Annotated in this window: 21 protein-coding genes; 10 read left to right on the top strand and 11 right to left on the bottom strand. The window is 54.1% G+C overall.

Annotated features, from left to right (window positions below):
- Positions 1-38: 38 nt before the first annotated feature.
- The 3 genes from FRIGORI9N_RS03600 to FRIGORI9N_RS03590 are packed head-to-tail and all read right to left on the bottom strand — an operon-like array spanning position 39 to position 4,902.
- Positions 39-3,149, bottom strand: coding sequence for an efflux RND transporter permease subunit (locus FRIGORI9N_RS03600; RefSeq protein WP_159568513.1), 3,111 nt, complete (start codon positions 3,147-3,149; stop codon positions 39-41).
- Entirely contained in the window at positions 3,146-4,258 is a 1,113-nt protein-coding gene (locus FRIGORI9N_RS03595) for an efflux RND transporter periplasmic adaptor subunit (RefSeq protein WP_159568512.1), read from the bottom strand. The genes FRIGORI9N_RS03600 and FRIGORI9N_RS03595 overlap by 4 nt, the downstream gene beginning before the upstream one ends.
- Positions 4,255-4,902: a CerR family C-terminal domain-containing protein gene (locus tag FRIGORI9N_RS03590; protein WP_159568511.1), complete on the bottom strand. Its 648-nt coding sequence runs from the start codon at positions 4,900-4,902 to the stop codon at positions 4,255-4,257. The genes FRIGORI9N_RS03595 and FRIGORI9N_RS03590 overlap by 4 nt, the downstream gene beginning before the upstream one ends.
- Before the next feature lie 175 nt (positions 4,903-5,077).
- On the opposite strand from FRIGORI9N_RS03590, the gene FRIGORI9N_RS03585 reads away from it, so the two are divergent.
- The 4 genes from FRIGORI9N_RS03585 to FRIGORI9N_RS03570 all read left to right on the top strand — a co-directional run bounded on the left by FRIGORI9N_RS03585 (position 5,078) and on the right by FRIGORI9N_RS03570 (position 9,069).
- Complete coding sequence (locus FRIGORI9N_RS03585) at positions 5,078-5,494, top strand: hypothetical protein (protein WP_159568510.1); 417 nt, start codon at positions 5,078-5,080, stop codon at positions 5,492-5,494.
- 13 nt (positions 5,495-5,507) lie between these two features.
- The gene (locus tag FRIGORI9N_RS03580) at positions 5,508-6,677 is read left to right on the top strand and encodes a hydroxymethylglutaryl-CoA reductase (protein ID WP_159568509.1); all 1,170 of its coding nucleotides are present in this window, start codon (positions 5,508-5,510) and stop codon (positions 6,675-6,677) included.
- A gap of 93 nt (positions 6,678-6,770) precedes the next feature.
- Positions 6,771-7,901: a ferredoxin reductase gene (locus FRIGORI9N_RS03575; RefSeq protein WP_159568508.1), complete on the top strand. Its 1,131-nt coding sequence runs from the start codon at positions 6,771-6,773 to the stop codon at positions 7,899-7,901.
- A 13-nt stretch (positions 7,902-7,914) separates the two neighbouring features.
- Positions 7,915-9,069 (top strand): acyl-CoA desaturase, encoded by a 1,155-nt coding sequence (locus FRIGORI9N_RS03570; RefSeq protein ID WP_159568507.1) that lies wholly within the window; start codon positions 7,915-7,917, stop codon positions 9,067-9,069.
- A 4-nt stretch (positions 9,070-9,073) separates the two neighbouring features.
- Here FRIGORI9N_RS03570 and FRIGORI9N_RS03565 read toward each other — a convergent pair whose 3' ends face one another.
- A complete protein-coding gene (locus FRIGORI9N_RS03565; RefSeq protein ID WP_159568506.1) occupies positions 9,074-9,676 on the bottom strand; it encodes a LysE family translocator in 603 nt (200 codons plus the stop codon).
- A gap of 156 nt (positions 9,677-9,832) precedes the next feature.
- On the opposite strand from FRIGORI9N_RS03565, the gene FRIGORI9N_RS03560 reads away from it, so the two are divergent.
- On the top strand, positions 9,833-10,990 hold the full coding sequence (locus FRIGORI9N_RS03560) for a YbfB/YjiJ family MFS transporter (RefSeq protein ID WP_159568505.1): 1,158 nt from the start codon (positions 9,833-9,835) through the stop codon (positions 10,988-10,990).
- A gap of 3 nt (positions 10,991-10,993) precedes the next feature.
- Positions 10,994-12,436: a PLP-dependent aminotransferase family protein gene (locus FRIGORI9N_RS03555; protein WP_159568504.1), complete on the top strand. Its 1,443-nt coding sequence runs from the start codon at positions 10,994-10,996 to the stop codon at positions 12,434-12,436.
- On the opposite strand, the gene FRIGORI9N_RS03550 is transcribed toward FRIGORI9N_RS03555, so the two are convergent.
- Positions 12,422-13,981 carry a carbon-nitrogen hydrolase family protein gene (locus FRIGORI9N_RS03550; protein WP_159568503.1) on the bottom strand — a complete coding sequence of 520 codons (1,560 nt, stop codon included), beginning with the start codon at positions 13,979-13,981 and terminating at the stop codon, positions 12,422-12,424. The genes FRIGORI9N_RS03555 and FRIGORI9N_RS03550 overlap by 15 nt on opposite strands.
- Before the next feature lie 259 nt (positions 13,982-14,240).
- Between FRIGORI9N_RS03550 and FRIGORI9N_RS03545 the strand changes: the two genes are divergently transcribed.
- From FRIGORI9N_RS03545 to FRIGORI9N_RS03535, 3 genes are all read left to right on the top strand, one after another.
- The gene (locus FRIGORI9N_RS03545) at positions 14,241-15,719 is read left to right on the top strand and encodes a SulP family inorganic anion transporter (RefSeq protein ID WP_201301401.1); all 1,479 of its coding nucleotides are present in this window, start codon (positions 14,241-14,243) and stop codon (positions 15,717-15,719) included.
- An 11-nt stretch (positions 15,720-15,730) separates the two neighbouring features.
- Positions 15,731-16,591, top strand: coding sequence for a universal stress protein (locus FRIGORI9N_RS03540; protein ID WP_159568502.1), 861 nt, complete (start codon positions 15,731-15,733; stop codon positions 16,589-16,591).
- A 99-nt stretch (positions 16,592-16,690) separates the two neighbouring features.
- A complete protein-coding gene (locus FRIGORI9N_RS03535; protein ID WP_159568501.1) occupies positions 16,691-18,283 on the top strand; it encodes a gamma-glutamyltransferase family protein in 1,593 nt (530 codons plus the stop codon).
- 16 nt (positions 18,284-18,299) lie between these two features.
- Here FRIGORI9N_RS03535 and FRIGORI9N_RS03530 read toward each other — a convergent pair whose 3' ends face one another.
- From FRIGORI9N_RS03530 to FRIGORI9N_RS03510, 5 genes are all read right to left on the bottom strand, one after another.
- The gene (locus FRIGORI9N_RS03530; RefSeq protein WP_159568500.1) at positions 18,300-19,211 is read right to left on the bottom strand and encodes a hypothetical protein; all 912 of its coding nucleotides are present in this window, start codon (positions 19,209-19,211) and stop codon (positions 18,300-18,302) included.
- 3 nt (positions 19,212-19,214) lie between these two features.
- A complete protein-coding gene (locus FRIGORI9N_RS03525) occupies positions 19,215-19,952 on the bottom strand; it encodes a phosphonate ABC transporter ATP-binding protein (RefSeq protein WP_159568499.1) in 738 nt (245 codons plus the stop codon).
- On the bottom strand, positions 19,949-20,830 hold the full coding sequence (gene phnE / locus FRIGORI9N_RS03520; RefSeq protein WP_159568498.1) for a phosphonate ABC transporter, permease protein PhnE: 882 nt from the start codon (positions 20,828-20,830) through the stop codon (positions 19,949-19,951). The genes FRIGORI9N_RS03525 and phnE overlap by 4 nt, the downstream gene beginning before the upstream one ends.
- A gap of 18 nt (positions 20,831-20,848) precedes the next feature.
- Entirely contained in the window at positions 20,849-21,715 is an 867-nt protein-coding gene (locus FRIGORI9N_RS03515; RefSeq protein ID WP_159568497.1) for a phosphate/phosphite/phosphonate ABC transporter substrate-binding protein, read from the bottom strand.
- 136 nt (positions 21,716-21,851) lie between these two features.
- Positions 21,852-22,754: a VTT domain-containing protein gene (locus tag FRIGORI9N_RS03510; RefSeq protein WP_159568496.1), complete on the bottom strand. Its 903-nt coding sequence runs from the start codon at positions 22,752-22,754 to the stop codon at positions 21,852-21,854.
- 183 nt (positions 22,755-22,937) lie between these two features.
- Here FRIGORI9N_RS03510 and FRIGORI9N_RS03505 point away from each other — a divergent pair, with 183 nt between their 5' ends.
- A complete protein-coding gene (locus FRIGORI9N_RS03505) occupies positions 22,938-23,222 on the top strand; it encodes a coiled coil domain-containing protein (protein WP_159568495.1) in 285 nt (94 codons plus the stop codon).
- A gap of 13 nt (positions 23,223-23,235) precedes the next feature.
- On the opposite strand, the gene FRIGORI9N_RS03500 is transcribed toward FRIGORI9N_RS03505, so the two are convergent.
- Entirely contained in the window at positions 23,236-24,855 is a 1,620-nt protein-coding gene (locus tag FRIGORI9N_RS03500) for a neutral/alkaline non-lysosomal ceramidase N-terminal domain-containing protein (protein ID WP_159568494.1), read from the bottom strand.
- Between the last annotated feature and the right edge of the window lie 9 nt (positions 24,856-24,864).

The raw sequence follows: 24,864 nt of genomic DNA, 5'->3' as shown, positions 1-24,864 counted from the left end.
TTCGAAGTGGGTCTGCGTTGTGCACCGATCTGCTGCTGTCATGTTTTGCGTACTCCAGACTGCTTGAAGATTGAACCGCATTTTTGATACAGACTCTTCATGCCATGCTCGAAATCATCCATCAGGGTGTACACCACGGGAATCACCAAGAGGCTCAAGAAAGTGGAGGTCATCAAGCCGCCGATGACCGCAATGGCCATGGGGCTTCGGAAGCTGGTGTCAGCGTCGCCCGTGCCAATTGCAATGGGCAGCATGCCTGCGGCCATGGCAATGGTGGTCATGATGATGGGGCGAGCCCGCTTGTGGCAGGCATCCACCACCGCATCAAGGCGGCTCATTCCTTTTTCATTGCGCGCCATAATGGCGTACTCCACCAGCAAAATCGAATTTTTGGTGGCAATGCCCATCAGCATGATCAAACCAATCAGCGAGGGCATCGAAAAACTTTTTCCAGCCATTAGCAAACCAACAAATGCACCACCCAAACTGAGTGGCAATGCGGCAAGAATGGTAACGGGTTGTAAAAAATCTTTGAACAACAACACCAGCACCACGAAAATACACAACACCCCGGTGAGCATGGCCAGGCCAAAACTGGCGAAGAGTTCTTCCATCACTTCGGCATCGCCAATGTTTCGCTGGGCAACACCCGGTGGCAGGTTTTTAATGCTGGGCAGTTGTTGAACCGCCGCAGTCACGTCGCCCAAAGGCTGCCCCTGCAACTCAATTTCAAAGTTCACATTGCGGGCCCGGTCGTAACGGTCAATCACCGAGGGACCCGCATTCATACCCAAAGTGGCGACCTGATTCAAAGGCACACTGGGCACACCCAGTTTTGCGGAAGGAACGGCCAACCGTTCAAGCACGCTCAAGTCCTTGCGGGCTTCGTCGTCCAGGCGAACCACAATGGGTACCTGCCGTTGTGGCAGGTTAAGTTTTGGCAAGGCGGCGTCATAATCGCCCACGGTGGCCACGCGCAAGGTTTCGCCCATGGCTGCGGTGCTAACGCCCAGGTCAGCAGCTTTGGCGAAGTCGGGTTTGATCCAGATTTCAGGGCGAACCAGTGCGGCACTCGATGCAATTGAACCCAAGCCCGCAATGGTGCGCAAATCACGCTCGACCTCGCTGGCGGCTCTCGACAGTGCCTCGCCATCTTCGCCCGACAACACCAACACATACTTCTCGCCTGAAGCACCCAGCCCCACTTTGTAGCGCACGCCAGCCAGGTTGCTAAGCGCTTCGCGCATTTGTGTTTCAGTAACCTGCTTGCGAACGGCGCGTTCACCGCGGGGGTCCAGAAGCACTGTAAGCGTGGCTTTGCGCACCTCGGCTTGCCCGGTCATCATGAAGGGGTCGGTGCCCGCCGCACCACCGCCAATGGTGGTGTAAACGCTGCGGACATATTCCACCTTGCTAATCAGTTCACGCGCTTTTTCCGCAGCCTTGCGGGTTTGCTCGTAAGTGCTGCCGGGTTGCAGTTCAATATAAACCTGGGTTTGCGACAAATCATCGGGCGGAATGAAACCGGTGGGCAACAAGGGAATCAACATGACCGAACCGATGAAAAACGCACCGGCTGCAATGCAGGTAACAAGCCGGTGAGCCAACGCCCAGCGTACCCAGCCCAGGTAGCGGCGCATCAGTTTGCCGGGCTCATTCTTCTCATGCTCCTCACCTTTTGATTTCAACATGTAGGCTGCCATCATGGGCGTTAACATGCGTGCAACCACCAGCGAGGCAAACACTGCCAAAGCAGCTGTCCAGCCAAACTGCTTGAAAAATTTACCGGCTATGCCACTCATGAATGCGGTGGGCAAGAAGACGGCAATCAAGGTGAATGTGGTGGCGATCACGGCCAGGCCAATTTCATCGGCCGCCTCACGGGCCGCATCCAGCGGGCTTTTTCCCATGCGCAAGTGGCGAACAATGTTTTCCACTTCCACAATGGCGTCGTCCACCAAAATACCGACCACCAGCGACATGGCCAACAGCGAAACCACATTCAAACTGAAACCCAGGTAATACATGCCAGCGAATGCAGGAATAATTGATAGCGGCAAGGCCACTGCTGAAACAAACGTGGCACGCCAGTCACGCAGGAAAAACCACACCACGACCACCGCCAGGAACGCGCCCTCGTAGAGCATTTTCATGGAGCTGTTGAAATCTTCTTTCACTGGCTCAACAAAATTGAAGGCTTCGACAATGGTCAAATCGGGTCGCTGCGCCTTCAGGTCGGCGAGCGCTTTTTCAACGCCCTGCCCCACCTCTACTTCGCTGGCACCCTTGCTGCGGGTAATCTCGAAACCCACCACGTCTTGACCATTGAGCAAGGCCGCCGATCGCCGGTCTGCAATGGTGTCTTTGATGGTGGCAATTTCAGGTAATTGAACCCGGCGACCATTGCTAAGCACAATCGAAATTTCTTTCAACTGGTTCGCATTGTCCACAGTGGCAATGGTGCGCAAAGGTTGTTCGCCCACACCCAGGTCGGCCCGGCCACCGGCCGTTTCCAGTTGGGTATTGCGCAATTGGCGCGACACATCGAGTGCACTCACGCCCAAGGCCTGCATTTTCAGGGGATCAAGCTCAACCACCACTTCACGCGTCACGCCACCCACCCGGCTTACCGCGCCCACGCCCTTCACATTCAACAGGGTTTTGGTAATGGTGTCGTCGACGTACCAGGACAAACCTTCTTCATCAAACGCTGTGGATGCAATGGTGTAGGCCAGCACGGGTGCGCCGCTTAACTCCAGTTTGTTGACCACCGGGTCACGCAAATCAGTTGGCAAATCTGCACGCACACGCGACACCGCGGAACGCACATCGTCGACCGCTTCCTGTGTATCTTTTTCCAGATTGAATTCAACTGTAATGCTGACAATGCCGTCTTGAATCTTGGTGTAAATGTGTTTGAGTTGTTGCAGTGTGGCCAGCGAGTTTTCAATTTTACGGGCCACATCGTTTTCAAGCTGTGAAGGCGATGCGCCGGGCAAGCTTGCTGTGACCAGCACCGTGGGCAGTTCAATATCGGGAAACTGCTGAATTTTCATGCTGGAAAAGCTGTACAGGCCCATCACGGTGAGCAGGAAAAACAGCATCACCGCAGGAATGGGATTTTTAATGGACCAGGTCGAGACGTTCACTGAACCACCTTCACCAAGTCGCCGTGCGCCAGAAAGGCCACACCGCCTTTCACCACTTTGTCGCCCGGCTTCAAACCTTCCAGCACTTCGATGAATTCGCCTTGTGCTTTGTTCACCCGCAACTTGATGCGCTGCACTTTGCTGCTGGCTTCGTCCAGCGTGAAGGCATAGGTAAACCCGTCGCGTTCAATGACGGCTGTTTGAGGTATTACCGTGGCGGTTTGCTCGCCCAGATCAAATTCACCGCGCAGGTACATACCGGGCTTCAGGCCTTTGGCATAGGCGCCGGGCACATCGACATACACCATGCCCGTGCGCGATTGCGCATTGATCACCGGGCTGATGGTGCGCACTTTGCCTTTCAACGCTTGATCGTTGTTGAACACGGTCACCGCCATGCCGTCGGTAATTCGAGCCAATTCAGAATCAGTGACCTCAGCCTGCCATTCCAGGCGTTGCTGGCGCACCAGCCTGAACAACTCTTGCCCCGGTGCGGGCACTGCGCCCAGCGTGGCGGTTCGGGCGCTAATCACGCCATCGTCGAGCGCAGTGACAGTGGTGTTGCGCAAGCGAATTTCCTGTTGGGTTTGCAAAGCCTTGGCGGACAACAAACGGGCCTGGGCCGATTTTTCAGCGGCCAAAATCTGATTGCGTTCTTGCGCGCTTACAGCACCTTGGTCGGTGATGTTGCGAATCATGTCTGCATTCAGTTTGGCCTGATCAAACAGCGCCTGCGCTTCGGCCACACCCGCGCGGGCCTGGGCCACATCGGCATTCACGGTTTGTTGGTCGAACACCGCCAGGGTTTGGCCTTTCTTGACCTTGTCGCCCACTTCGACGCGAAGCGAATCAATGCGCACACCATTCAGTTGCGATGCGATGATGGCCTCTTGCCAGGCAGCCAGGCTGCCGTTCACCGACATTTTCAGTGGAATGACTTTTTCCTCCACCGCAGCCAGTTCAACCGACAAGCTGGCTTTGCCGGGAACTTCCGTTTCTGAGCCTGCGCCAGTCTCGGCTTCCCCGGTGCCCGACGAACAAGCGCTGAGCAACACAGTAAGCGCCAACAAGGCAGCCTGGTATTTCTTCGAAACCGTAGACATTTTCATTTGCTGCAATCCTGTTTGCGTCGTTTGCTTTCACTGTCGAGCATGGCGCGGGCGTACCCAGCCAGGCGTTCACTCAAGGTGTCAATTGCTCGTGCACTGCCCATCAGCTTTGGACAAACCACATCCACCACGTCTTGTGCCACATAGAAATTCACAGCCATGCCCATCATGGCGAAGGCCAGGCGCTGAATATCCAGGTCGGGCTTGTTCAAGCCAAAATACGCGGTCAGCATGTTCACCAAGGCCATGTGCTGCGGCTTGATTTCCGCATCAATTTCATGCTCCCAGGCACCTGTGGGTTCAATCATTTCCCGGAAATGCAATTTCATTACCAGGCGTAAGGTTTCACCGTGTTTCAGGGGTTCCAGAAAATCCCTGAAAAGCTGCCTTAGTGCCTTGTCCACATCGGTGCTGTTCAGGTCGGGAATGACCTGCTCAAACGGTGTGCCACACAAAGGCTCGGTGTAAGCGGCCCGGTACAGGCCCGCTTTGTCGCCAAAGTAATAGCGGATGGAGGAAATATTGGCGCCTGCTTTCTCAGCGATTTCGCGTGTCGAGGCACCTTCATAGCCTTTCTCTGCGAAGGTGGCGAGTGCGGCCAGCACCAGCTTTTGCCGTGCCGACTGCTGCGTGTCTTGAAGCATGGGGAAATCCGGAAAATTAATTCAATCGATTGATTTAAAAATATATCAAACGAACGATCAAACAGCAATCGGAACAGGGCGGTTTGTCCGGATTGAAAGGTTCTGCACCACCAAATTCCATAATCTTGATACTCTTTGTTGGCAAATTCAAAAAACAATAATCTGGAGACACAACATGGGTGTGGCACAAAAAGGCGGCAACGCGCTGCGAAAACTGAAATCAGTGGCTCAAAAAAGGGCGTCCAGTCTTCCTGCCGGGAATTTGATCAATGCAGTGGTTGAGCAGGTCAACCAGTTTGAAAGTGGCATTAAGCAAACTGTGGACGGCGTTCAAGACAAGGTAAAAGGCCTGCAGGCCAACCTGCTGAAAATGTACCAGGCCAACAAAGAACTGGAACAGGAAAACCGGGAGCTGAGCAAGGCCATGGTGGGTCTGGAAAAAGACAATGCCCACCTGACCATGAAACTTGACCGCACGCAAATGGAACTCGATGTGCTCAAGGCCAAACTGGAAAACATTGGCAAACTGGTGAGTGGTTACGAGGAATCGATTGCAGTAGTAACACGCACCACGAAATCCAAGCGCAAATAAAGGCAAACCACTGATGACTCGCACACCCATTCCACGATTTGACGACAATTATTCCGAAGACGCTGCCAAGGCCCGCCGCGAGTTTTTAACGCAGCAAACCGGTGCCACGCTGCAACACACTGGCACCTATTCCCTGCCCCCTGAAAGCCTGAAAAGCAACACCGAGAATTTTATTGGTGTGGTGCAAATGCCGGTGGGTGTTGCAGGGCCAGTGCTGATCAACGGCGAACATGCTCAAGGCTGGTTTTACGTGCCCATGGCGACAACGGAGGGCACGCTGGTGGCCAGCTACAGCCGTGGTATGCGCATGGTGAGTGAATCGGGCGGTGTGAAAGTAACAGTGGCTGAGGAATTCATGCAGCGCGCGCCCTTGTTTGAATTTGAAGATGCGCGGGCTGCAAAACGATTTTTAAATTGGCTCAATGAAAACCTGCTCACCGTGAAAGCCGAGGCAGAGAAAACCACAGGCTTTGGCAAACTTGAACACATTCAAACCTGGCAAGTGGCCCGCATGGTGTACACACGTTTTAACTACACCACGGGCGACGCAGCCGGGCAAAACATGTGTGGCAAGGCCACCCACGCTGCCTGCCAGTGGATTTTGAAAAACTCACCAGAAGCAATCAGTTACTTTGCGCTGAGCGGCGCGATAGAAACTGACAAAAAACATTCCCACATGAATTTGTTGCACAGCCGGGGTAAACGGGTAATCGCAGAAGCCACCATTCAGCGTGAAGTGCTGCAACGCCTGGCCCGCACCACGCCTGAAACGATTTTCAAGCAACGCCAGCGCAGCGCCATTGGTGCTCAACTGGCGGGCAGTGCCTACAGTGGCCCCCACTCGGCCAATGGCATTGCAGCCCTGTTCATTGCCACCGGGCAAGACGAAGCCAATGTGGTGGAAAGCCACACCGGCATGGTGTTCATGGATATTACAGCCGATGGGGATTTGTATTTTTCTGTCACATTGCCTTCCGTAATTTGTGCAACAAAAGGCGGCGGAACTGGGTTGGCCACACAATCTGAATGCCTGAAAATGCTGGGCTGCGAGGGCACAGGTAAAGCACGAAAACTGGCGGAGATCGTGGGTGCTACAGTGCTTGCGGGCGATTTGTCTTTGTTGTCGGCCATACTGGCCGATGAGTGGGTTTCGTCGCACGACGCTTACGGCAGAAATCGCTAGGTCAGAAAAACACCGACCGCTGGTGCAGTGCGGAATGACTTGCAATGTGTTTCAGTGCACACTCGTTTTACAATACAAAAACGAGGAGACAGAATGCAGGCTCAGGCAGGACCCACGTTATTCAAACAGATCACTGGCCTCGTGACGAAAGTCTCTGACGCCTTTGCATTCCCCCTTCGAACTTCCCATTACATTGAATTGGTCAACCCGCTGTGGAGCACACATGCTTTACAGGCCCGGGTTGAAGCGGTGTGGGACGAAACCTCCGATTCACGCACCATTACGCTGCGCCCCGGGCTGAACTGGCGAAGCCACCGCCCCGGCCAGCATTTGCGAATTGGCGTGCCCATTGGCGGCCAACACTTCACACGAACCTATTCCATCAGCTCCGCACCAGAGCGCAACGACGGCTGCTTCACGATCACCGTGAAAGCCATCGACAACGGCCGCATGTCGCACCACTTGGTGCGCAAACTGAAAGTGGGCGATTACGTGCCGATCGGCGTGCCGCAAGGCGACTTTTACCTGCCCGATGCGCAACCCGTGCTGCCATTATTCATTACTGCGGGCAGTGGCATTACGCCGATTATGAGCATGCTGCGCAGCCTGGTACTGCAAGAACGCATGCCCAACACCGTGCACATTCACTATGCGCCCCACACCTACGATGTGATTTTTGGGCGTGAACTGAAAGAAATTTCGGACAATCAGAAGCTGTATAAGCTGAACCTGGTGCACACCCGTGAACCGGGTCAAAAGCCAGAGGAAATCACTGGCAAGCGCCCGCACTTTTCGGAAGAACAACTGGAACAGCTTTGCCCGGACTGGCGCAAACGCGATGTGTACGCCTGCGGCCCGCAGACCATGCTGGATTCTATCGAGCAGCTGTACGAAGCCGAAGGGCTAAGCCGTCAGGTGCACACTGAGCGTTTTCGTGCGCAGTTGGCTGGTGTCCCAACCGAGGTAAAAACCGGGGTTGTGAAATTCCTGAACAGCAATGTGAACGCGAATTCAGACGGTGAAACCAACCTGCTTCGCCTGGCCGAAGATTCCGGCCTGAACCCGGAGCATGGTTGCCGGATGGGTATTTGCCATGGCTGCGACGTGAAACTGGCCAGTGGTTGTGTACGCGACTTGCGCACCAACGCACTGATTAACGAAACCGGGCAAGTGATTCAGATTTGCGTGTGCGCTGCCGTGGGCGACGCAGAAATCGAAGTGTAAGCAGGAGACACACATGGGCATGCCAAAACATTTGAGCGCCAGCGACATTGAAGAATTCGGTCGCGAAATGGACGCCATACGCAATGAAATTGCAGATTCACTGGGCAGCAAAGACCGCGCCTACATTCTTTCAGTGATCAAGTGGCAGCGCACACTGATGCTGACCGGGCGCATTGTTGTGTTTCTCAGCTTTTTCCTTCTGCCCATGAGCGACTGGACCTTCACGGGCTGGCCACAATTCTGGGCAGTGCTGCTGCTGGGTGCGATCATGCTGGGGGTTTCAAAAAGCATTGAGAACATGGAGCTGGGGCACAACATCATGCATGCCCAGTTTGACTGGATGCGCGACCCCAATATTCAATCCAACACCTGGGAATGGGACAACGTCTGCCCTTCTGACCAATGGAAACACAGCCACAATGTGGTGCACCACACGTGGACCAATGTACACGGCAAAGACCCCGACATTGGCTACGGCGTGCTGCGTGTAACCGATGACCAGCGCTGGCATGCCAAGTACCTGTTCAACCCGGTGATTAACTTCATTCTCATGATGATGTTCCAGTGGGGCGTGGCCTTGCACGATCTGGAAGCGGACAAGCTGCTGGCGGGCAAAAAAAGTTTCAGGGAAATTATTCCGATGCTCAAACGCATTGGCTGGAAGGTGCGCCACCAATTGCTCAAAGACTATGTGTGCTGGCCTTTGCTGGGTGCGGCCGTTACCCTGCCATTCACGATTTACTTTGGCTTTGACGTTGTGAACATTGCGCTGGCTGCAACAGGCTTCACCGTGATCGCCAACCTGATTGCCAATGGCATTCGCAATATTTGGTCGAATGTGATTATTTTCTGTGGCCACTTTCCAGCGGGTGTACACCACTTCACGAAGGAAGAAGTGGAAGGCGAAACGCGCGCGGCCTGGTATGTGCGCCAGTTGCTGGGCAGTTGCAACATCACGGGCGGCAAGCTATTCCATATTTTATCGGGCAACCTGAGCCATCAAATTGAGCACCACCTGTTCCCCGACATTCCCGCCAACCGCTATGCGGAAATGTCACCTCGGGTACAGGCCATGGCGGCGCGATACGGACTGCCCTACAACAAGGGCAGCTTCACGCGGCAGTTCGGCACCACCACATGGAACATTTGGCGTTTGTCTTTGCCTTGATCAATTACACGGCCTGCGCGGTGCTGTATGCAAAAAACAGCACCAAGCTGGCGGCCATGGCTCCATTGAACCACTTCAGGCGCGCAGGGCTGTTGATGAATGTCCGCAGGCGTGCACCCAATACAAGCCACAATCCCACACACAACAAACCCACACTGGCCATGATCAAGGCAACAGTGACCACATCCAGCAAGGGTGCGTTTGAACTGGCAGGGAACAAAGCCACAGCAGCGGTCGCCATGAACCAGGCCTTGGGATTCACCCACTGAAACAACACCGCATTTACAAAACTCAGGGGTTTCGATCCAGGCTTTAGGGCGTCAGCGGAAGGAGAAAAACTGGCAATTCGCCACGCCAAATACACCATCATCAACAGGCTAAACACCAACAGCACCGTGTGAAACCACGGCAGGCTTTCAAACACCGCATTCAAACCCAGGCCCATGGCCAGCAGCATCAAAGGGAAGCCCACGATGATGCCGAAGAAATGAGGCAGACTTTTTCGAACACCAAAATTCATGCTGCTTGTCATGATCATGAGGTTGTTGGGCCCGGGCGTAATGATGCTTAAAAACGCAAACAAGGCGATTGCTTGAAAGTGCTGCATGGCGAACTCCTCTCGTGGAGTAAAAATGGAACACTCACTGTAAGAACTTTTGCAATTTCAGTACAGATTCAGGATAATGAAATAATGTGCAGTACAGATTAAATTTAAAAAAATCTGTACTGCTTTTGAAACTAGAATTCTGTGCGGGTGGCCCCCATGAAATTAGAACGCTGGCAAGTCATTGCTGCAGGCATTTGCTCCCTTATTCTGACCGTGGGTTTGGCACGCTTTTCCTACACGCCCCTGCTTCCCATCATGCGGGAACAGGCGGGTTTAAGCGCCTTTGATGGCGGCTGGCTGGCCACGGTGAACTACATTGGCTACATCAGCGGCGCATTGTTGGCCTCCACCCTCAGCAACCTGACTTACAAATACCTGCTGTACCGCTTGGGCTTGATCGTGGCTGTGCTCAGCACCATTGCCATGGGCCTGACCACCGATGTGAACATGTGGATGTTTCTACGTTTTATTTCTGGCGTGTCCAGCACGGCAGGCATGTTGATCGCATCGGGTTTGATCATGAACTGGCTGGCCCGCCAGAACCTGAAAACCGAGTTGGGCCTGCACTTTGCCGGGGCGGGTATGGGCCTGGTGTTGTCTGGCCTGGCGGTGATGGCCATGGTCGACCACCTGGCCTGGGACCAACAGTGGTGGGTATTGGGTATGGTGGGCGTGCTGTTTTTTGTACCGGCATGGATCTGGATGCCCCAACCCGCCAAAGCCGGCAGCACTGAAACCCAAGTGGCTGACGTGCCACCGCCCAGCGCCAAGTGGATGCGGTTGATGTTGGGCGCCTACTTTTGCGCAGGGTTTGGCTATGTGATCAGCGCCACCTTCATTGTGGCCATTGCAGAAACCCTGCCCGAACTACAGGGCAAAGGTCCATGGGTTTGGGTTGTGGTGGGGCTGGCCGCAATTCCCTCCTCTTTCTTTTGGGATCGCGTTGCGCGTGTAACCGGCGTGTTCGAAGCGCTGGTACTTGCCTACATTCTGCAAATTATTTCAATTCTAATGGCTGGTTTTATCGACGGCTACTGGGCCAACATGGTCAGCGCCGTGCTGTTTGGCGGCACCTTTGCAGGCATCGTGAATTTGACCTTGAGCATTGCGGGCCGGCAATTTCCGGCCAACCCCAGCAAGGCCATGGCGCGCATGACATTGAGTTATGGCGTGTCGCAAATTGCCGCACCCGCTTTGGCCGGAATCATCGCCGAGCGCACCGGCACCTACCGGGGTTCGCTGTACCTGGCGGCGGCATTGATGGTGGCCGGTGTGTTCATGGTGTGGCAACTGAAAAAGCAAAGCGAGGTTTAAACCGTGGACACCACTTCTCGCAAATACGAAACCCTGGCCTTGAACCTGCAAGCCCTGATTGAAAACAATCACTTTGCAGCCGGGTACAAACTGCCCTCCATCCGGAAATTGTCTGAGCAATGGCACTACTCCATCGACACCGTACAAAAAGCATTGAACCTGCTTGAAGACCGCGGCTATGTTCAGCCAGTGGCAAAATCGGGTTATTACGTGCAGGCCCGCAATGCACCCACCGTTCAAAGCTGCACCCAGGCGCCCGACTCCATTGTGCTGGAACCGCCGGTTAACCTGGAAGTGGCGGATCAAATCGCCATGCTTTTGAAAAGCAGCACACGACACGATGTATCGCCACTTGGCGTGGCTTTCCCTGCACACGAGCTGTTACCCATTGCCACCCTGCGCCGAAGCTATGCCACGGTTAACCGCACTCGCCCCGACCTGCTAACCCTGGGCAGCCATGTGGAGCCCAACCAGCCGGAACTGGTGCAGCAGCTGCAACAACGGTTCGAGTTAATGGGCATGAAGTTAAAGCGCGATGAACTGGTGATCACCGATGGCTGCACAGAAGCCCTTAGCCTGGCCTTGCAAAGCGTGGCCAAGCACAACGACATTGTTGCAGTGGAATCGCCCGGTTATTACCTGCTCTTGCAAATGATCGAGTCGCTGGGTTTGCGTGCGCTGGAAATTCCGAGCAGCCCGGAGCATGGCATGTCGCTGGAAGCACTGGAAATTGCAGTGAAGCAAACCCGCATTGCGGCCTGCATTGTATGCCCCACGGCCAGCAACCCGATGGGCTCGGTGATGCCAGATTCAAACCGCAAAAAATTGCTGGAGTTGGCCGAGAAATACGACTTTCCGATTGTGGAAGACAATGTGTACGCCGACCTGTACTTCGAACGGTTTCGCCCACGCCCCTTGAAGGCTGGCAAACAAAGTGACCGTGTTTTAATGTGTGGCTCGTTCTCGAAATCGCTGAGCCCGTCGCTTCGTATTGGCTATGTAGCCGGTGGTAAATACGCCGCACAGGTGTTGTCGAAAAAACGAATACTCAGCGGTTCGACCAATCCGATTACCCAAGTGGCCGTGGCGCACTATCTTGAAAAAGGATCGTTTGAGCGGCACCTGCGAACACTGCGACAGCAGTTTGAAACACAGGTGCGCGCCATGGGTAGTTTGGTGCTGAAGTACTTCCCCAAGGGAACCCGAATTTCTGAGCCCAAAGGCGGCTTTGTGTTGTGGGTTGAACTGCCCGGCGACATTGACACCACCGCACTGTTCAACAAGGCCATTGCCCGCAAGGTAGCCTACATGCCAGGGGCGGTTTTTTCAGCCAGTGGATTGTACAAAAACTGCATTCGCCTGAACTGCGGCCACCCGGTGACAGACGACACCGCAGTGGCGATTGCAAAACTGGGGGCCTTGTTTGAGTCCTCAATTGTCGCCTAGCCAAACCACCTTGTACAAGTCGCGCCTGCGGTCCAGGTAGTTGCGCACTGAACCCTCATTCTTCAGCGTTTGAAGTTTGTCCAGATCCACATCCACAATCAGGGTCATCTCGGTGTTGGGTGTGGTTTCAGCCATGATGGCGTCGTGCGGGAATGCGAAATCAGAGGGTGAGAACACAGCGGTTTGACCATACTGAATGTCCACATTGTCCACCTTGGGCAGGTTACCAAAGCTGCCTGAAATGGCCACATAACATTCATTTTCAATGGCGCGTGCCTGCGCACAACGGCGCACACGCAAGTAACCGTTTTTGGTGTCGGTCCAGAAAGGCACCAGCAAAATTTGCATGTCTTTGTCGGCAAGCACGCGCGACAATTCAGGAAACTCGGAGTCGTAACAAATCAAAATACCGATCTTGCCGAAGTCGGTGTCGAAAACACTCAACTTGCTGCCGCCTTCCATCATCCACTCGCGCTTTTCATGCGGTGTGGGGTGAATTTTGTATTGGGCGTCCACCGTGCCATCGCGGCGGCACAAATAGGCCACGTTGTACAGCGCACCGTCTTCCATCACCGGCATGGACCCCGCCACCACATTGATGTTGTAGCTCACCGCCATGCGGCTCATTTCGTCGCGAATTTGATCCGTGTAGGTGGCCAGGTGGCGGATGGCCTCCAGTGAATTGCCGTTGCCAGCCAAGCCCATCAATGGTGCATTGAAAAATTCGGGAAACAAGGCCACATCGCAACGGTAATCAGACAAAGCATTGATAAAGTACTCGGCCTGCTTCACCACATCTTCAACATTGTGGAATTCGCGCATTTGCCACTGCACGCAACCAATTCTTGCAGTTGTTTTGGGAGCACCAAACAACATGGGCTTTTCTGGTTCGAAATACAAATTGAACCACTCAAGCAGCGTGGCATAACCCTGCGACTCTTTGTCCTCGGGCAGGTAGCCTTTCAACACCTGCTTCACTTCAAAATCGTTACTCAACTGAAAAGTCAAAATCGGGTCGTAAATGTCTTTGCGCTTCACCGCCGCAATGTACTGCTGGGGCGACATGTCTTTCATGTGTTCTTTGTAGCCGGGAATTCGACCACCCGCCATGATCGCGCGCAGGTTCAGGTTTTGGCACAGCTCTTTGCGCGCTTCATACAAACGGCGCCCCAGGCGCATGTTGCGGTAATCCGGATCCGCAAACACATCAATGCCGTACAACACATCGCCCTTGGGGTCGTGGGTGGTGGCGTAAATGTTGCCCGTAATTTCCATGTAGGTGTGCTTGTCACCAAACTTGTCGTAATCAACCACCACGGCAAAGGCGGCGGCAATCACTTTGCCATCGTCCTCAATACAGATTTGCCCTTCGGGAAATGTTTTCAGAATTGAACGAAACTTGGCCTCGGGCAATGCGCCACCGGCACTGTGATACACCGCCTCCATGATTCGCTTGATATCTGGGTAATCCGAGACCTGCAAATTGCGCAAGGTTAACTTGTGTTCGGTGTGTTCATACTCGGTATTTTCGGTTTCTGTCGACATGGTGACTGCTCCATTTGTTTACTTCGTGAACGGCTCTATTAGAACATATCTAAAAAGTTGATGAATTTTTAGTCAATTAACATGCCTGGGTCTGGTTTGACACACCCATTGGCTTACGGGTATCCTTCGCGCCTGCATTGTTAACAAATCCCGCGCCTACCCTTGTAAAAATTCAAGTTCATATTCGTAGTTTCTATTGGTCTGGCCTCCCCGAGTTGCCGGGCACCCACTGCTTTTCCAAAATATTGATTGATTAAAAATGATGAAGAACTTCCGTGCGGACTGGTTATCCAACGTCCGAAATGATCTTTTGGCTGGCCTTGTTGTTGCGCTGGCGCTTATTCCCGAGGCAATTGCCTTTTCCATCATTGCAGGCGTTGACCCCAAAGTGGGTCTGTACGCATCTTTCTGTATTGCCACTGTGATCGCCTTCACAGGCGGGCGCCCCGGCATGATTTCCGCCGCAACAGGCGCCATGGCCCTTGTTATGGTCACCTTGGTGAAAGATTACGGTCTGCAATACCTGCTGGTGGCTACCCTGCTTACAGGTGTGCTGCAAATTCTTGCGGGTGTGTTGCAACTGGGCAAGTTGATGCGATTTGTGTCGCGCTCTGTGATTACCGGCTTCGTCAACGCACTGGCCATTCTTATTTTCATGGCACAACTGCCCGAACTGATCAACGTGACTTGGCATGTGTACGCCATGGTGGCTGCGGGCCTGGGCATTATTTATTTGCTCCCCTACCTCACCAAAGCCGTGCCTTCTCCACTCGTGGCCATCGTGGTGCTGACCGCATTCAGCATTGCCGTGGGGCTGGACATTCGCACGGTGGGTGACATGGGTGAACTGCCTGACTCCTTGCCCGTGTTCCTTTTGCCCGACGTGCCCTGGACCCTTGAAACACTGAAAATCGTATTTCCGTTTTCACTGACCCTGGCTGTGGTGGGTTTGCTTGAATCCATGATGACCGCGCAAATTGTCGACGACCTCACCGACACGCCCAGCGACAAGAACCGCGAGTGCGTGGGCCAGGGTGTGTCCAATATTGCAGCAGGCTTTTTGGGCGGCATGGCCGGTTGCGCCATGATTGGCCAGTCGGTCATCAATGTGAAGTCGGGTGGGCGTGGGCGTTTGTCCACCTTGTGCGCCGGCGTATTCTTGCTGATCATGGTGGTATTCATCGGCGACTATGTGGCGCTGATACCAATGGCCGCCCTGGTGGCGGTCATGATCATGGTGTCGATTGGTACTTTCAATTGGGCCTCCATCCGGAACCTGCGCGAACACCCGAAAAGCTCCAGTGTCGTGATGCTGGCCACCGTCGCAGTGACCGTGGGCACCCACGACCTGGCGCAAGGCGTATTGGTGGGGGTATTGCTGTCGGGCTTTTTCTTTGCCAACAAGGTGGGCCGAATTCTGCGTGTGCAGTCCAGCACCCAGGATGAAGGACGCAACCGCACCTATATGATTGCCGGGCAGGTATTTTTCGCCTCAGCCGAAACTTTCATCAATTCATTCGACTACAAGGAAGTGATTGATGAGGTGACGATTGATGTCAGCCGCGCGCATTTCTGGGACATCACAGCGGTCAGTGCACTCGACAAAGTGGTGATCAAGTTCAAGCGTGAAGGCACCGAAGTGGAGGTCATCGGCATGAACGAAGCCAGCCGCACACTGGTGGACAAATTCGCCATTCACGACAAAGACGATGCGCTTGAGCGCATGGGCGCCCACTAAGGAGAAGAAACATGGAAGAACGTAAAATTGTTGCCTGTGTGGACCGCTCCAGATATGCAACTGCCGTGGCGGATTGCGCAAGTTGGGTTTCCAGGCAGATCAATGCGCCTGTCGAGTTTCTGCATGCCATCGACCGCCACCTGGAACAAGGTTCCGGCGAAGACCACAGCGGGGCGATCGGATTTGACGCACAGGAAACTTTGCTGAACAAACTTTTGAGCAGCGACAGTGAAAAAACCAAAAAGGCCCGAGACCAAGGCCGCCTGTTTCTCAATGAACTGCGAAAACGCGCACTTGATCACGGTGTAGTGCAGGCCGATTCCCGGCTTCGGCACGGCACGCTGGTGAACTGCCTGCTTGAGCTTCAGAACGAAACACGCATTGCAATCATTGGCAGGCGTGGTGAAACATCAGAGGCATCGAACCGCGACATTGGCCGCACTTTCGAAGCAGCGGTGCGTGCGTTGAACAAGCCGGTGCTTGGGGTTCACGACGAATTCAAAGTACCAGCACGCTTTCTGTTTGCATTCGATGGCAGCGCCGTGAGCAAACGCGGTGTTGAAACCGTGCTTCAAAGCCAACTGTTTAAAGGCATGAAAGGCACCTTGCTGATGTGTGGCGAGAAGAACAACAGCGGGATCAAACTGCTTGAGGAGGCCGCACAAACCTTGAGTGAGTCTGGCGTGCCGACCGAGTTCAGCCACGTGCAGGGCGATGTGGTAAGCCAAATGATTCAGGGTTTGGAAATTCACCAGGCCGATATGTTGGTGATGGGTGCTTACACGCACTCGCCTTTGCGTAAATTGTTCTTCGGCAGCAAAACTGAAGACATGCTGAGGGCCACAAAAGTGCCTGCATTGTTGTTACGCTAGACAAAAGCCCGCCTGGTTTGCGTCTGGAACAATTCTTGTAACACCATTCGCATGTTCTACGGCGTATTGGCCTGAGTAAAAGCAGGGAGTAAACACACAATGATCCACACCAAACACGCACTTGGCGGCGTATTCGTAGCACCACACCACTTGGCCGCGCAGGCCGGTCGGGATGTACTGAAAGAAGGTGGCAATGCAGCCGAGGCAATGATTGCCGCCGCTGCTGCCATTGCCGTGGTGTACCCACACATGAATTCAATTGGTGGCGATGGCTTCTGGTTGCTCAGCGAACCGGGCAAAGCACCAATGGGAATTGATGCCTGTGGCAAAGCCGCCGCAAAAGCCACACGCGCTTTTTACACCGAACAGGGCTTTGATGCCATTCCCAATCGTGGGCCGTTGGCTGCTCTCACTGCCGCTGGCACTGTGGGCGGATGGATCAAGGCACACGAAGTGGCCACACAGTGGGGTGGCAAATTGCCATTGAGCCGCTTGATGAGCGATGCGGTAACCCATGCACACCAGGGCGTTGCTGTCAGCAGCAGCCAGGCACGTTTAACCCGCGTGAAGTTTGATGAACTTTCAACGGCACCCGGCTTCGCTGAACATTTTTTGACCAATGGCCAAGTACCTGCAGAAGGCAGTGTGCTGAAACAAAAAACATTGGGCGACACTTTGGCACGCATGGGCCAGGTGGGGCTGGATGACTTTTATCGCGGTGAACTGGCCCAGGCCATGGCCGAAGATTTGGCCCGCGTAGGCAGCCCGATCAGCCTTGCAGATTTGAACAATCACCATGCGCAGTTTGTAACCCCACTGCAAACCGAGCTGAACAACAGCACCATTTACAACATGACGCCGCCCACGCAGGGCATGGCCTCGCTAATGATTCTGGGCATGTTCGACACGCTGGGTGTGCAGCAGGCCGACGGTTTTGATTATTTGCACGGCATGGTGGAAAGCACCAAGCAGGCCTTTCTTGTACGCGACCGCTATTGCACCGACCCGGCTTACATGACCGTGAACCCCAGCGATTTTCTGACCCGCGAGGCCTTGGCTGAACGCGCGAAGAAAATTGACATGCGACAAGCCCTGCCCTGGCCGCAAGACCCCTGGCAAGGCGACACCATCTGGATGGGTTGCATTGACAGCGAAGGCCGCACCGCCAGCTTTATTCAAAGTGTGTTCTGGGAATTTGGTTCAGGCGTGGTGTGCCCCTCTACCGGTGTGATGTGGCAAAACCGGGGCATCAGTTTTTCATTGAAAGAAAACGCACTGCACTGCCTTGAACCGGGCCGCAAACCTTTCCACACGCTGAACCCGGCCATGGCACGTTTTAAAGACGGCCGCAGCATGGTGTACGGCACCATGGGCGGTGAAGGTCAGCCGCAAACACAGGCCGCTGTGTTCAGCCGCTACGCCCTGTTCAATCAGGCATTGCAAACTGCTGTAACCGCCCCGCGCTGGTTGCTGGGCCGCACCTGGGGTGAACAAAGCACCACCTTGAAACTGGAAAACCGGTTTGATGAAAACCTGGTTCAGCAATTGCGAGATGCAGGCCATGTGCTGGAAGTATTGCCCGAGGCGTTTAGCGACACCATGGGCCATGCGGGTGCGGTGGTGCGCCACCCCAACGGCATGATGGAAGGCGCTGCTGACCCACGTTCAGATGGCTCAGTGGCGTGTGTTTAAACGCATTGAGTGCCGTTTAAACGCCCTCGCTGATTCGCTTGAAATAAGAGGTGTGCGCAGCAGTGCCTTCTGGCCATTGGCTTAGAAAGTGCTGCTGCCAGGCCGCCTGGTTGAACTGCACACGGATCTGTTCAATGTGCATGCCATGCAGCTGAATTGACTGAAATACAAGTGCCCTGTTTAAAAAAGGCTGGGCCGAAATGCGGGTAAACAGGCCGTCCATTTCAGCGCTGGGCATGCCCGCCGCACCGTTGTTACTAATCAAACCCGTTTGCCCGTTTTTCAAGGGCTCAATGTGAAAAGCTGCACTGCAAGTGTGGCTACTGGTGAACACATTCACCTGCGCTTTTTCAAACAAGCCTGCGCGCCACCCCGCTTCCTCTGCGCATTTCAAATGCACCGGATCAAAGTGCCAGCCTGCCAATGAATCGCCATCGCCGTGCACCACGGCCACCTGCAACCCACCCACGGCATAACGGGCAAAGAACGGTTTTTGCAACAAGGCATGCAGCAAGTCGGGCTGCTGTTGCGCAACCCGTTTTAATTCGGTGTGAATAAAATTGGATCGATCCACCACACCTTGATCCACATTCTCAGGGTAAGCACAGCCGCAATCGGCCACGTCCAAAGGCTCGCCCAACTCGGCTTCTACATTGCCCAGAATGCAATCGTGTTTCAACACGCGCTGGTTGATGTGAACAAAATCCTCAGGCGATTTGTTGAACCAGTTGAAGTCACCGTTGAAACAAATGCGAACCTGACCTTGTTCCTGTGCGGCCAGTTGCTCAATGGTGTCCAGCGCGTGCGCATTGCCATACACACCACCCACCACGTACAAGACATCGCAGGCAATCAAGGGGGCTTGCGCAATTTTTGCAGCACCGTATTGGTATCGAATGGGGCAACTGCGCCCGGCACTGTCGTTCATCTTTTACTCGTACAAACTGTTCAATTGTTCTTGCGTCAACTCATGGCTGGCGCAATCGAGAACCACCTCACCGGCCTTCAGGCCAATTACCCGGTGACTCAACAATGGCACCAAACTCACATTGTGTACCACGGTAATCAAAGTGGCCTTTTCACTGGCTTTCACCAGCAATTCACACACTTCATCGGCAGCGGTTGGGTCCAGCGCAGCAGTGGGTTCATCAGCCAACACCAATTGCGGCTGTTGCATCAGCATGCGGGCAATGGCCACTTTTTGCCGCTCGCCACCGGAAAGTTTGTCAGCCCGCTTGTCAGCCAAATGCGCCATGCCCACAGCCTTCAATGCCGCTTGCGCACGCTGTGTTTCCTCGGTGGTAAAAATTCGGGCCCAACTGCGCAACCGTGGCATGCGGGCCAAACCACCGACCAGCACGTTTTCCATCGCGCTCAAACGCGCAACCAAATGCAAGCCTTGCAGTACTTGCCCCACTTCGGCCCGCACTGCACGCAAATCGCGCTCGCGCTTGAACGGATACACAGCACGTTGATTGACAACAATTTGACCGGCTGTGGGCTTCACGAATCCGTTCAAACAACGCAGCAAAGTGGATTTTCCTGCACCATTGCGTCCAAGAATGGCCACCTTCTCGCCATGCGCAATTTGAAGTGAGTCCACTTTCAAAATACGCCGCCCGGCAATCACCATTTCAAGACCCTGAATTTCAATGATGTTGCTGCTCATAGCAAGGCCGTCCGAATTCTGCGGCTGATGGCATCAAATGCAGTCACCATGAGCACCACCACGATCAGGATGGTAGAAAGCCTGCCCCATTGAAACAGCGACACCGCTTCGGAAATCAACAGGCCCAAACCACCGGCACCGATGATGCCCAGAATGGTGGAATCGCGAATATTGTATTCCCACAGGTACAGGTGGCTGCTGACCCATTGCGGCAACACACTGGGCCACACCGACCAGAAAAAGGTTTGAGAAGGGCTGGCGCCCACACCCTTTACCGCTTCAATGGAAGCCATGTCGAGTGTTTCAATGGATTCAGCGAACAGCTTGCCGTAAGTGCCCAGGCTGTGAAAGGCGATTGCCAAAATACCCGCCGTGGGGCCAAGGCCAACAATGCCCACCAACACCAAACCGAATACCAAAGTGTGAATGGATCGGGACGTGTCCAGCACCAGCCGTGACAATGCCGTGAGCAAACGGGGGGCCTTGATGTTCTTTGCGCTGAGCACACCAAAAGGCAAGGCTAAAATAGCGCCCAACAAAGAGCCCAGCGTGGCAATTTTGAAGGTAGTCCAGGTGGCAAAGCCCAGTTGCACCAACCACCGTTGTTCAACTTCTTGCCGGTTCTCGGTGCGCAGTACGGTGCCATCGTCGCTTGTGTATTCATAGGCGGGGTCACCCAGCCACACATCCACAAAACTGGGGCGTGCAAACTCCGTGGCAGTTTTAATGAAGTTGGCGACAGGATTACGGCCCATGGTCAAATCACCCGCCGTGGCCAGGCTGTACACGCAGGCAAAAACAATGAGCGCATACAAAAAAACCAGCCCGAAAAAACCGAGCCGGCCTCGCAAGTGAAGCTTGAACTGCATCCAATTCATGGTGTGAAAGCGCTTCCCTTATTTGGGCTGCAGGCGGCCGGTGGCCAAGCCTGCATCACGAATGGGCTTGTAATAGCTGTTGTCTTTTTTCGCAAATCCTGTGTAGCGCGGGGGCAGCAGGTTGGGCTGGTTTTTCAGCTCGGCACCAATGCCCACCAAAGCCTCTTGCAACTTGGCCACAAAAGCTTTGTCCTCGAACAACTTGCCGCTCACGGCAAATGCATCGTTGGGCAAAGGGTCGGAAGTCCAGATGATTTTTGAATCTTCGGCCTTGATCAGACCGTCGGCAATCATGGCATCGCGGTTGCGGTTGTAATCGGCACCTGCATCAATCGCACCCTGGGTGACCTGGGTTTGAATGGCCTGGTGGCTGGTGTTGATCACTTTCGAGAAATAGGTGTCAGGATTAATGCCCTGCTTTTGAAAGTAATGGAAGGGAATCAGGTAACCCGATGTAGAACCTTTGTCGCCGAACGCAAATGTTTTGCCTTTCAAATCAGCCACACTTTTAATGCCGCTTTTCGGATTCGTGATCATGATGCCAAAGTATTCTGGCTTGCCTTCGTATTCAATGGTGGCCACAGCCTGTGCCTTGGCTTCGTTGTTGGCCAGCACATAGCCCCATGGGCCCATTAGCGCAATGTCGGTTTCACCGTTGGCCAATGATTTCGCCAACCCTTCCCAGCTGCTCACGGTGCGCAATTTCACGGGTTTGCCCAACTTCTTTTCCAGGTATTGGGCCAATGGGGTGTAAGTTGCGTCGTTTTTGTCTTTGTCGGGTTGATACAGACCCACGCCAAATTGAATGACCTCTTGGGCAATAACGGGGGTTGAAACAAGGGCAAAGCTGAAAGCGCCGAGCAGGGCTTTGGTCAACAAACGCATGGTCAGGTTCCGTAATGAAATGAATAGTTGGAATAAAACAAAAGTCACAAGGCTTATTACGCTAAGCAAGCAACAAAGGTTACAGGAATTTGAATTGAATTCGGCGGCGATTATTGCGGCTGTGGAGCCCAAACGCTTAATTCGATTGCTTGCTGGCCAGCCAGGCCTCGTATCCGCCCTGCATGGCCTTGGCTCGCTTGTAGCCTTGCTTGCGCAACAGCCCAGCCACATGTGCTGCGCTGACATCGTCGGGGCAGGCACACATGGTCACAATCAAATCAGATTTTGGCCAGGCGCGTGCGGCAGCCAGTGCACTTTCGGCGTTGGCGGGCAACCAGCCTGCCATGGGTTCAGCTTCCTGAACAATGGCTGGGCGAAGATCGATTAAACGCAGGTTGGATTGCCCAGCTTTGACCCAGGCCAGCACTTCCACAGCAGGCACCTTCGGCATTTTCAGGCGAGATTGAAAAGCGTCCCTTCGAGCCAGCTTCCACATCAGCCAAAAACTGCAAATCAGGGCAGCTACCACGCCCACAATAAACAGATTGTCTTGCAATGCGGCATAGATCGAATTGACCTGCTCCTTGAAAAGCCAGCCCGCCAACAAGGCAGCCATGGCCCACAAGAATGCGCCCAAGGCCGAGGCCAGCGTGAAGCTGAGAATTGGCATTTTCACGGCACCGGCAATGGGGGGCGCTACGGTCGAAAAACCGGGAATGAATTTGGCCACCACCAGTGACCAAGGCCCCCACACGCGAAACCTGGACTCGGTTTGACTGACACACGATTCAGGATTGATCGACAATTTGCACAGCACCGCCAAGACCCGGTAACCGTAATAGCGCCCTGCGAGGTACCACACCCAGTCGGCAATCAGCGAAGCAGACGTGGCCACGAAAGCCAGCAAAAAAATGCCAGACCACTGCCCCGACAAACTGGCCGACAGAATCATCGTGGGAACTGCAGGCACAGGAGCACCCAACTGCTGCAACAGCACGTTGAAAAAAACCAATACTTCAGTGGTTTCGAACAAAGACATGGAAGATACAGCCCTTCACTGCATTGCGGTTGTTGAGCCGCCCACTATAGATAGCAACATCATAAGCAATTTCAACAGCCGCGATTCATGATTAGAGTAAGCGCTCTTCGAATGAGCGTACTTTCAGTCACAAAGTGTTGTTACCCTGATACTTCCAGTTTTAAACATGAAGGAGTACACACCATGGCAGACCTCGAACACTACAAGGCAAAACTGAATGCCCAGTTGGACGAATGGAAAGCAGACCTGGACAAACTCAAGGCCAAGGCCGACGGTAAGTCAGCTGATGCCAAGCAAGAGTTGAATGAATCAATCGACGCACTGGAAGCCAAACTGGCCCAAGGTCGTTCGAAACTTGAAGAATTGAAAGGTGCCAGCGCTGAAGCCTTCGAAAGTTTGAAGGATGGTGCAAACAGCGCCTGGGACAACATCAAAGAGGCCTTTGACAAGGCCAAGTCCAAGTTCTGAATACCAAGCCGGCTTACGGCGCAAACAGCGGATCGTAAGCCTGCAAGTTCAACGCTGGGGTTGTAAAAGGCCCCAGCGACACCGTTTCCTCGTAGAAAGACTGGCATTCAAAAAGGCCATTTCCAAACTCGTTTTCCGTCAGGATATAACCCAGCGAATTGTGGGTCAGGCCCATTAACATCATCGGGTTGCTGCTTCGTGCGCGAATGGAATCTGCCATGCCTTTGGAACCCTCGCCGGGAATCGTTACAAGTTCCAGCACTTTGCCTTCGCCCTGCCCCAGCCGAATTCTGCTGACAGGTGTTTCAGCGTACAAAGCCGCTTGCGGAAGATTTTCATAACCAGGAATGTTGGCGGCCAACTGTTCGCCCAGCGGCGTGAAGTTGTAATAACCATTGAAACTGCGCAAGCCACCTGCACCCACGAATAGCGGATTGGTCACGGGCAAAAAGGCTGTGGCGTGGTTCACCAACAAACCACCCTCCACCTTCTTGCGCGTCGGCAAGGTATTCATGGCCGCCTGTGCCACAGCCACCCCCATGGCGTTGGCTTTCTCATAAGGGTCATTCGCCGCTGGCGCACGCGGTGAGGAATCCGCAATTGCTCCGTTGTAATACAGCACAGTGGAATTGAAATTGCGCTCCAGTGTGCGCAAGGCACCGCCCACCCAGTCGGTGTGAACCAAGCGGTTGCTGGAATTCAAGACAGTGGGGTGTGCCGAGTAGTTCAACACCGACCCCAACACATCACCACGTGCCGTGCGGGCTTGCAGCAGGGTCAGCGTGGGGTCAGGCGTTCTTGAGTCATCGGGATCGCAGCGCCTGAAGTTGTTCAATCGGGCCTCACCTTCGAGCACTGTTTGCGCAAAATCTAGGTAAGCCGGTTTCAAATTGGCCACTGCCTCGGCAGCTGCTTCTGCAGCCAATTGATACAGGCCACCTTTCAAGGCCGGGTCGCAGGCTTGTGCCGGGTCGGCCTGCTCGCAACTCAACCAGCTTGCCGGCACACCGCCCCAAAGCCCCTGCAAATCGGCACCGGAATGCGAATGCGTTTGGGCAAACAACACATTGTTGGGCGGCACATTTGCAGCTTGCGCAACCGCTGCTTTCAATTTGTTTTGAATCACATTGCCTGCACCAATTGCATCAATGGTGACAAACACCACACGGTTGGCTGGTTCGGTCTGCCCTTCAAGCACAAATACGCGTACGAAGGTGCCATCACCGATGCCGTTGGCAGGTGGACCACCAATGTCAAAATTCACAAAATCTTCAGGGCCATTGAACTCAAAACCACCATAACCACCCAGATTGAATTGCTGCAACTTGCCAACAATGGGCGTGCTGCTGGTGACCACACCCTGAATTTGCGCGGGTGTTGGGTCAATGTTGCGCTTGGCCGATGCGGCACGAAACTGGGAAGTGTCGAGTAAATTGGGATTACCGCCACCGCCATTGCCGCCACCGTTACCACCGCCATTGCCGCCACCGTTACCAGGCGGCGGGTCCACAATCACCGGCGAGGAATTTTCATTGGTGTCGGTTCTCGATGCGGTCACCGGGTCGTTGTTCGAACCCAAACATGCTGACAACAGCAGGCAGAGCCCCATCACATTCCATTGAATTGTTTTCATTGCCACATC

Origin of the sequence: Limnobacter sp. 130, from assembly GCF_902506325.1 — a bacterium.
Lineage (GTDB): Bacteria > Pseudomonadota > Gammaproteobacteria > Burkholderiales > Burkholderiaceae_B > Limnobacter.
Note: the sequence above shows the minus strand (reverse complement) of the source record. Positions and strands in the feature narration are given on the sequence as shown.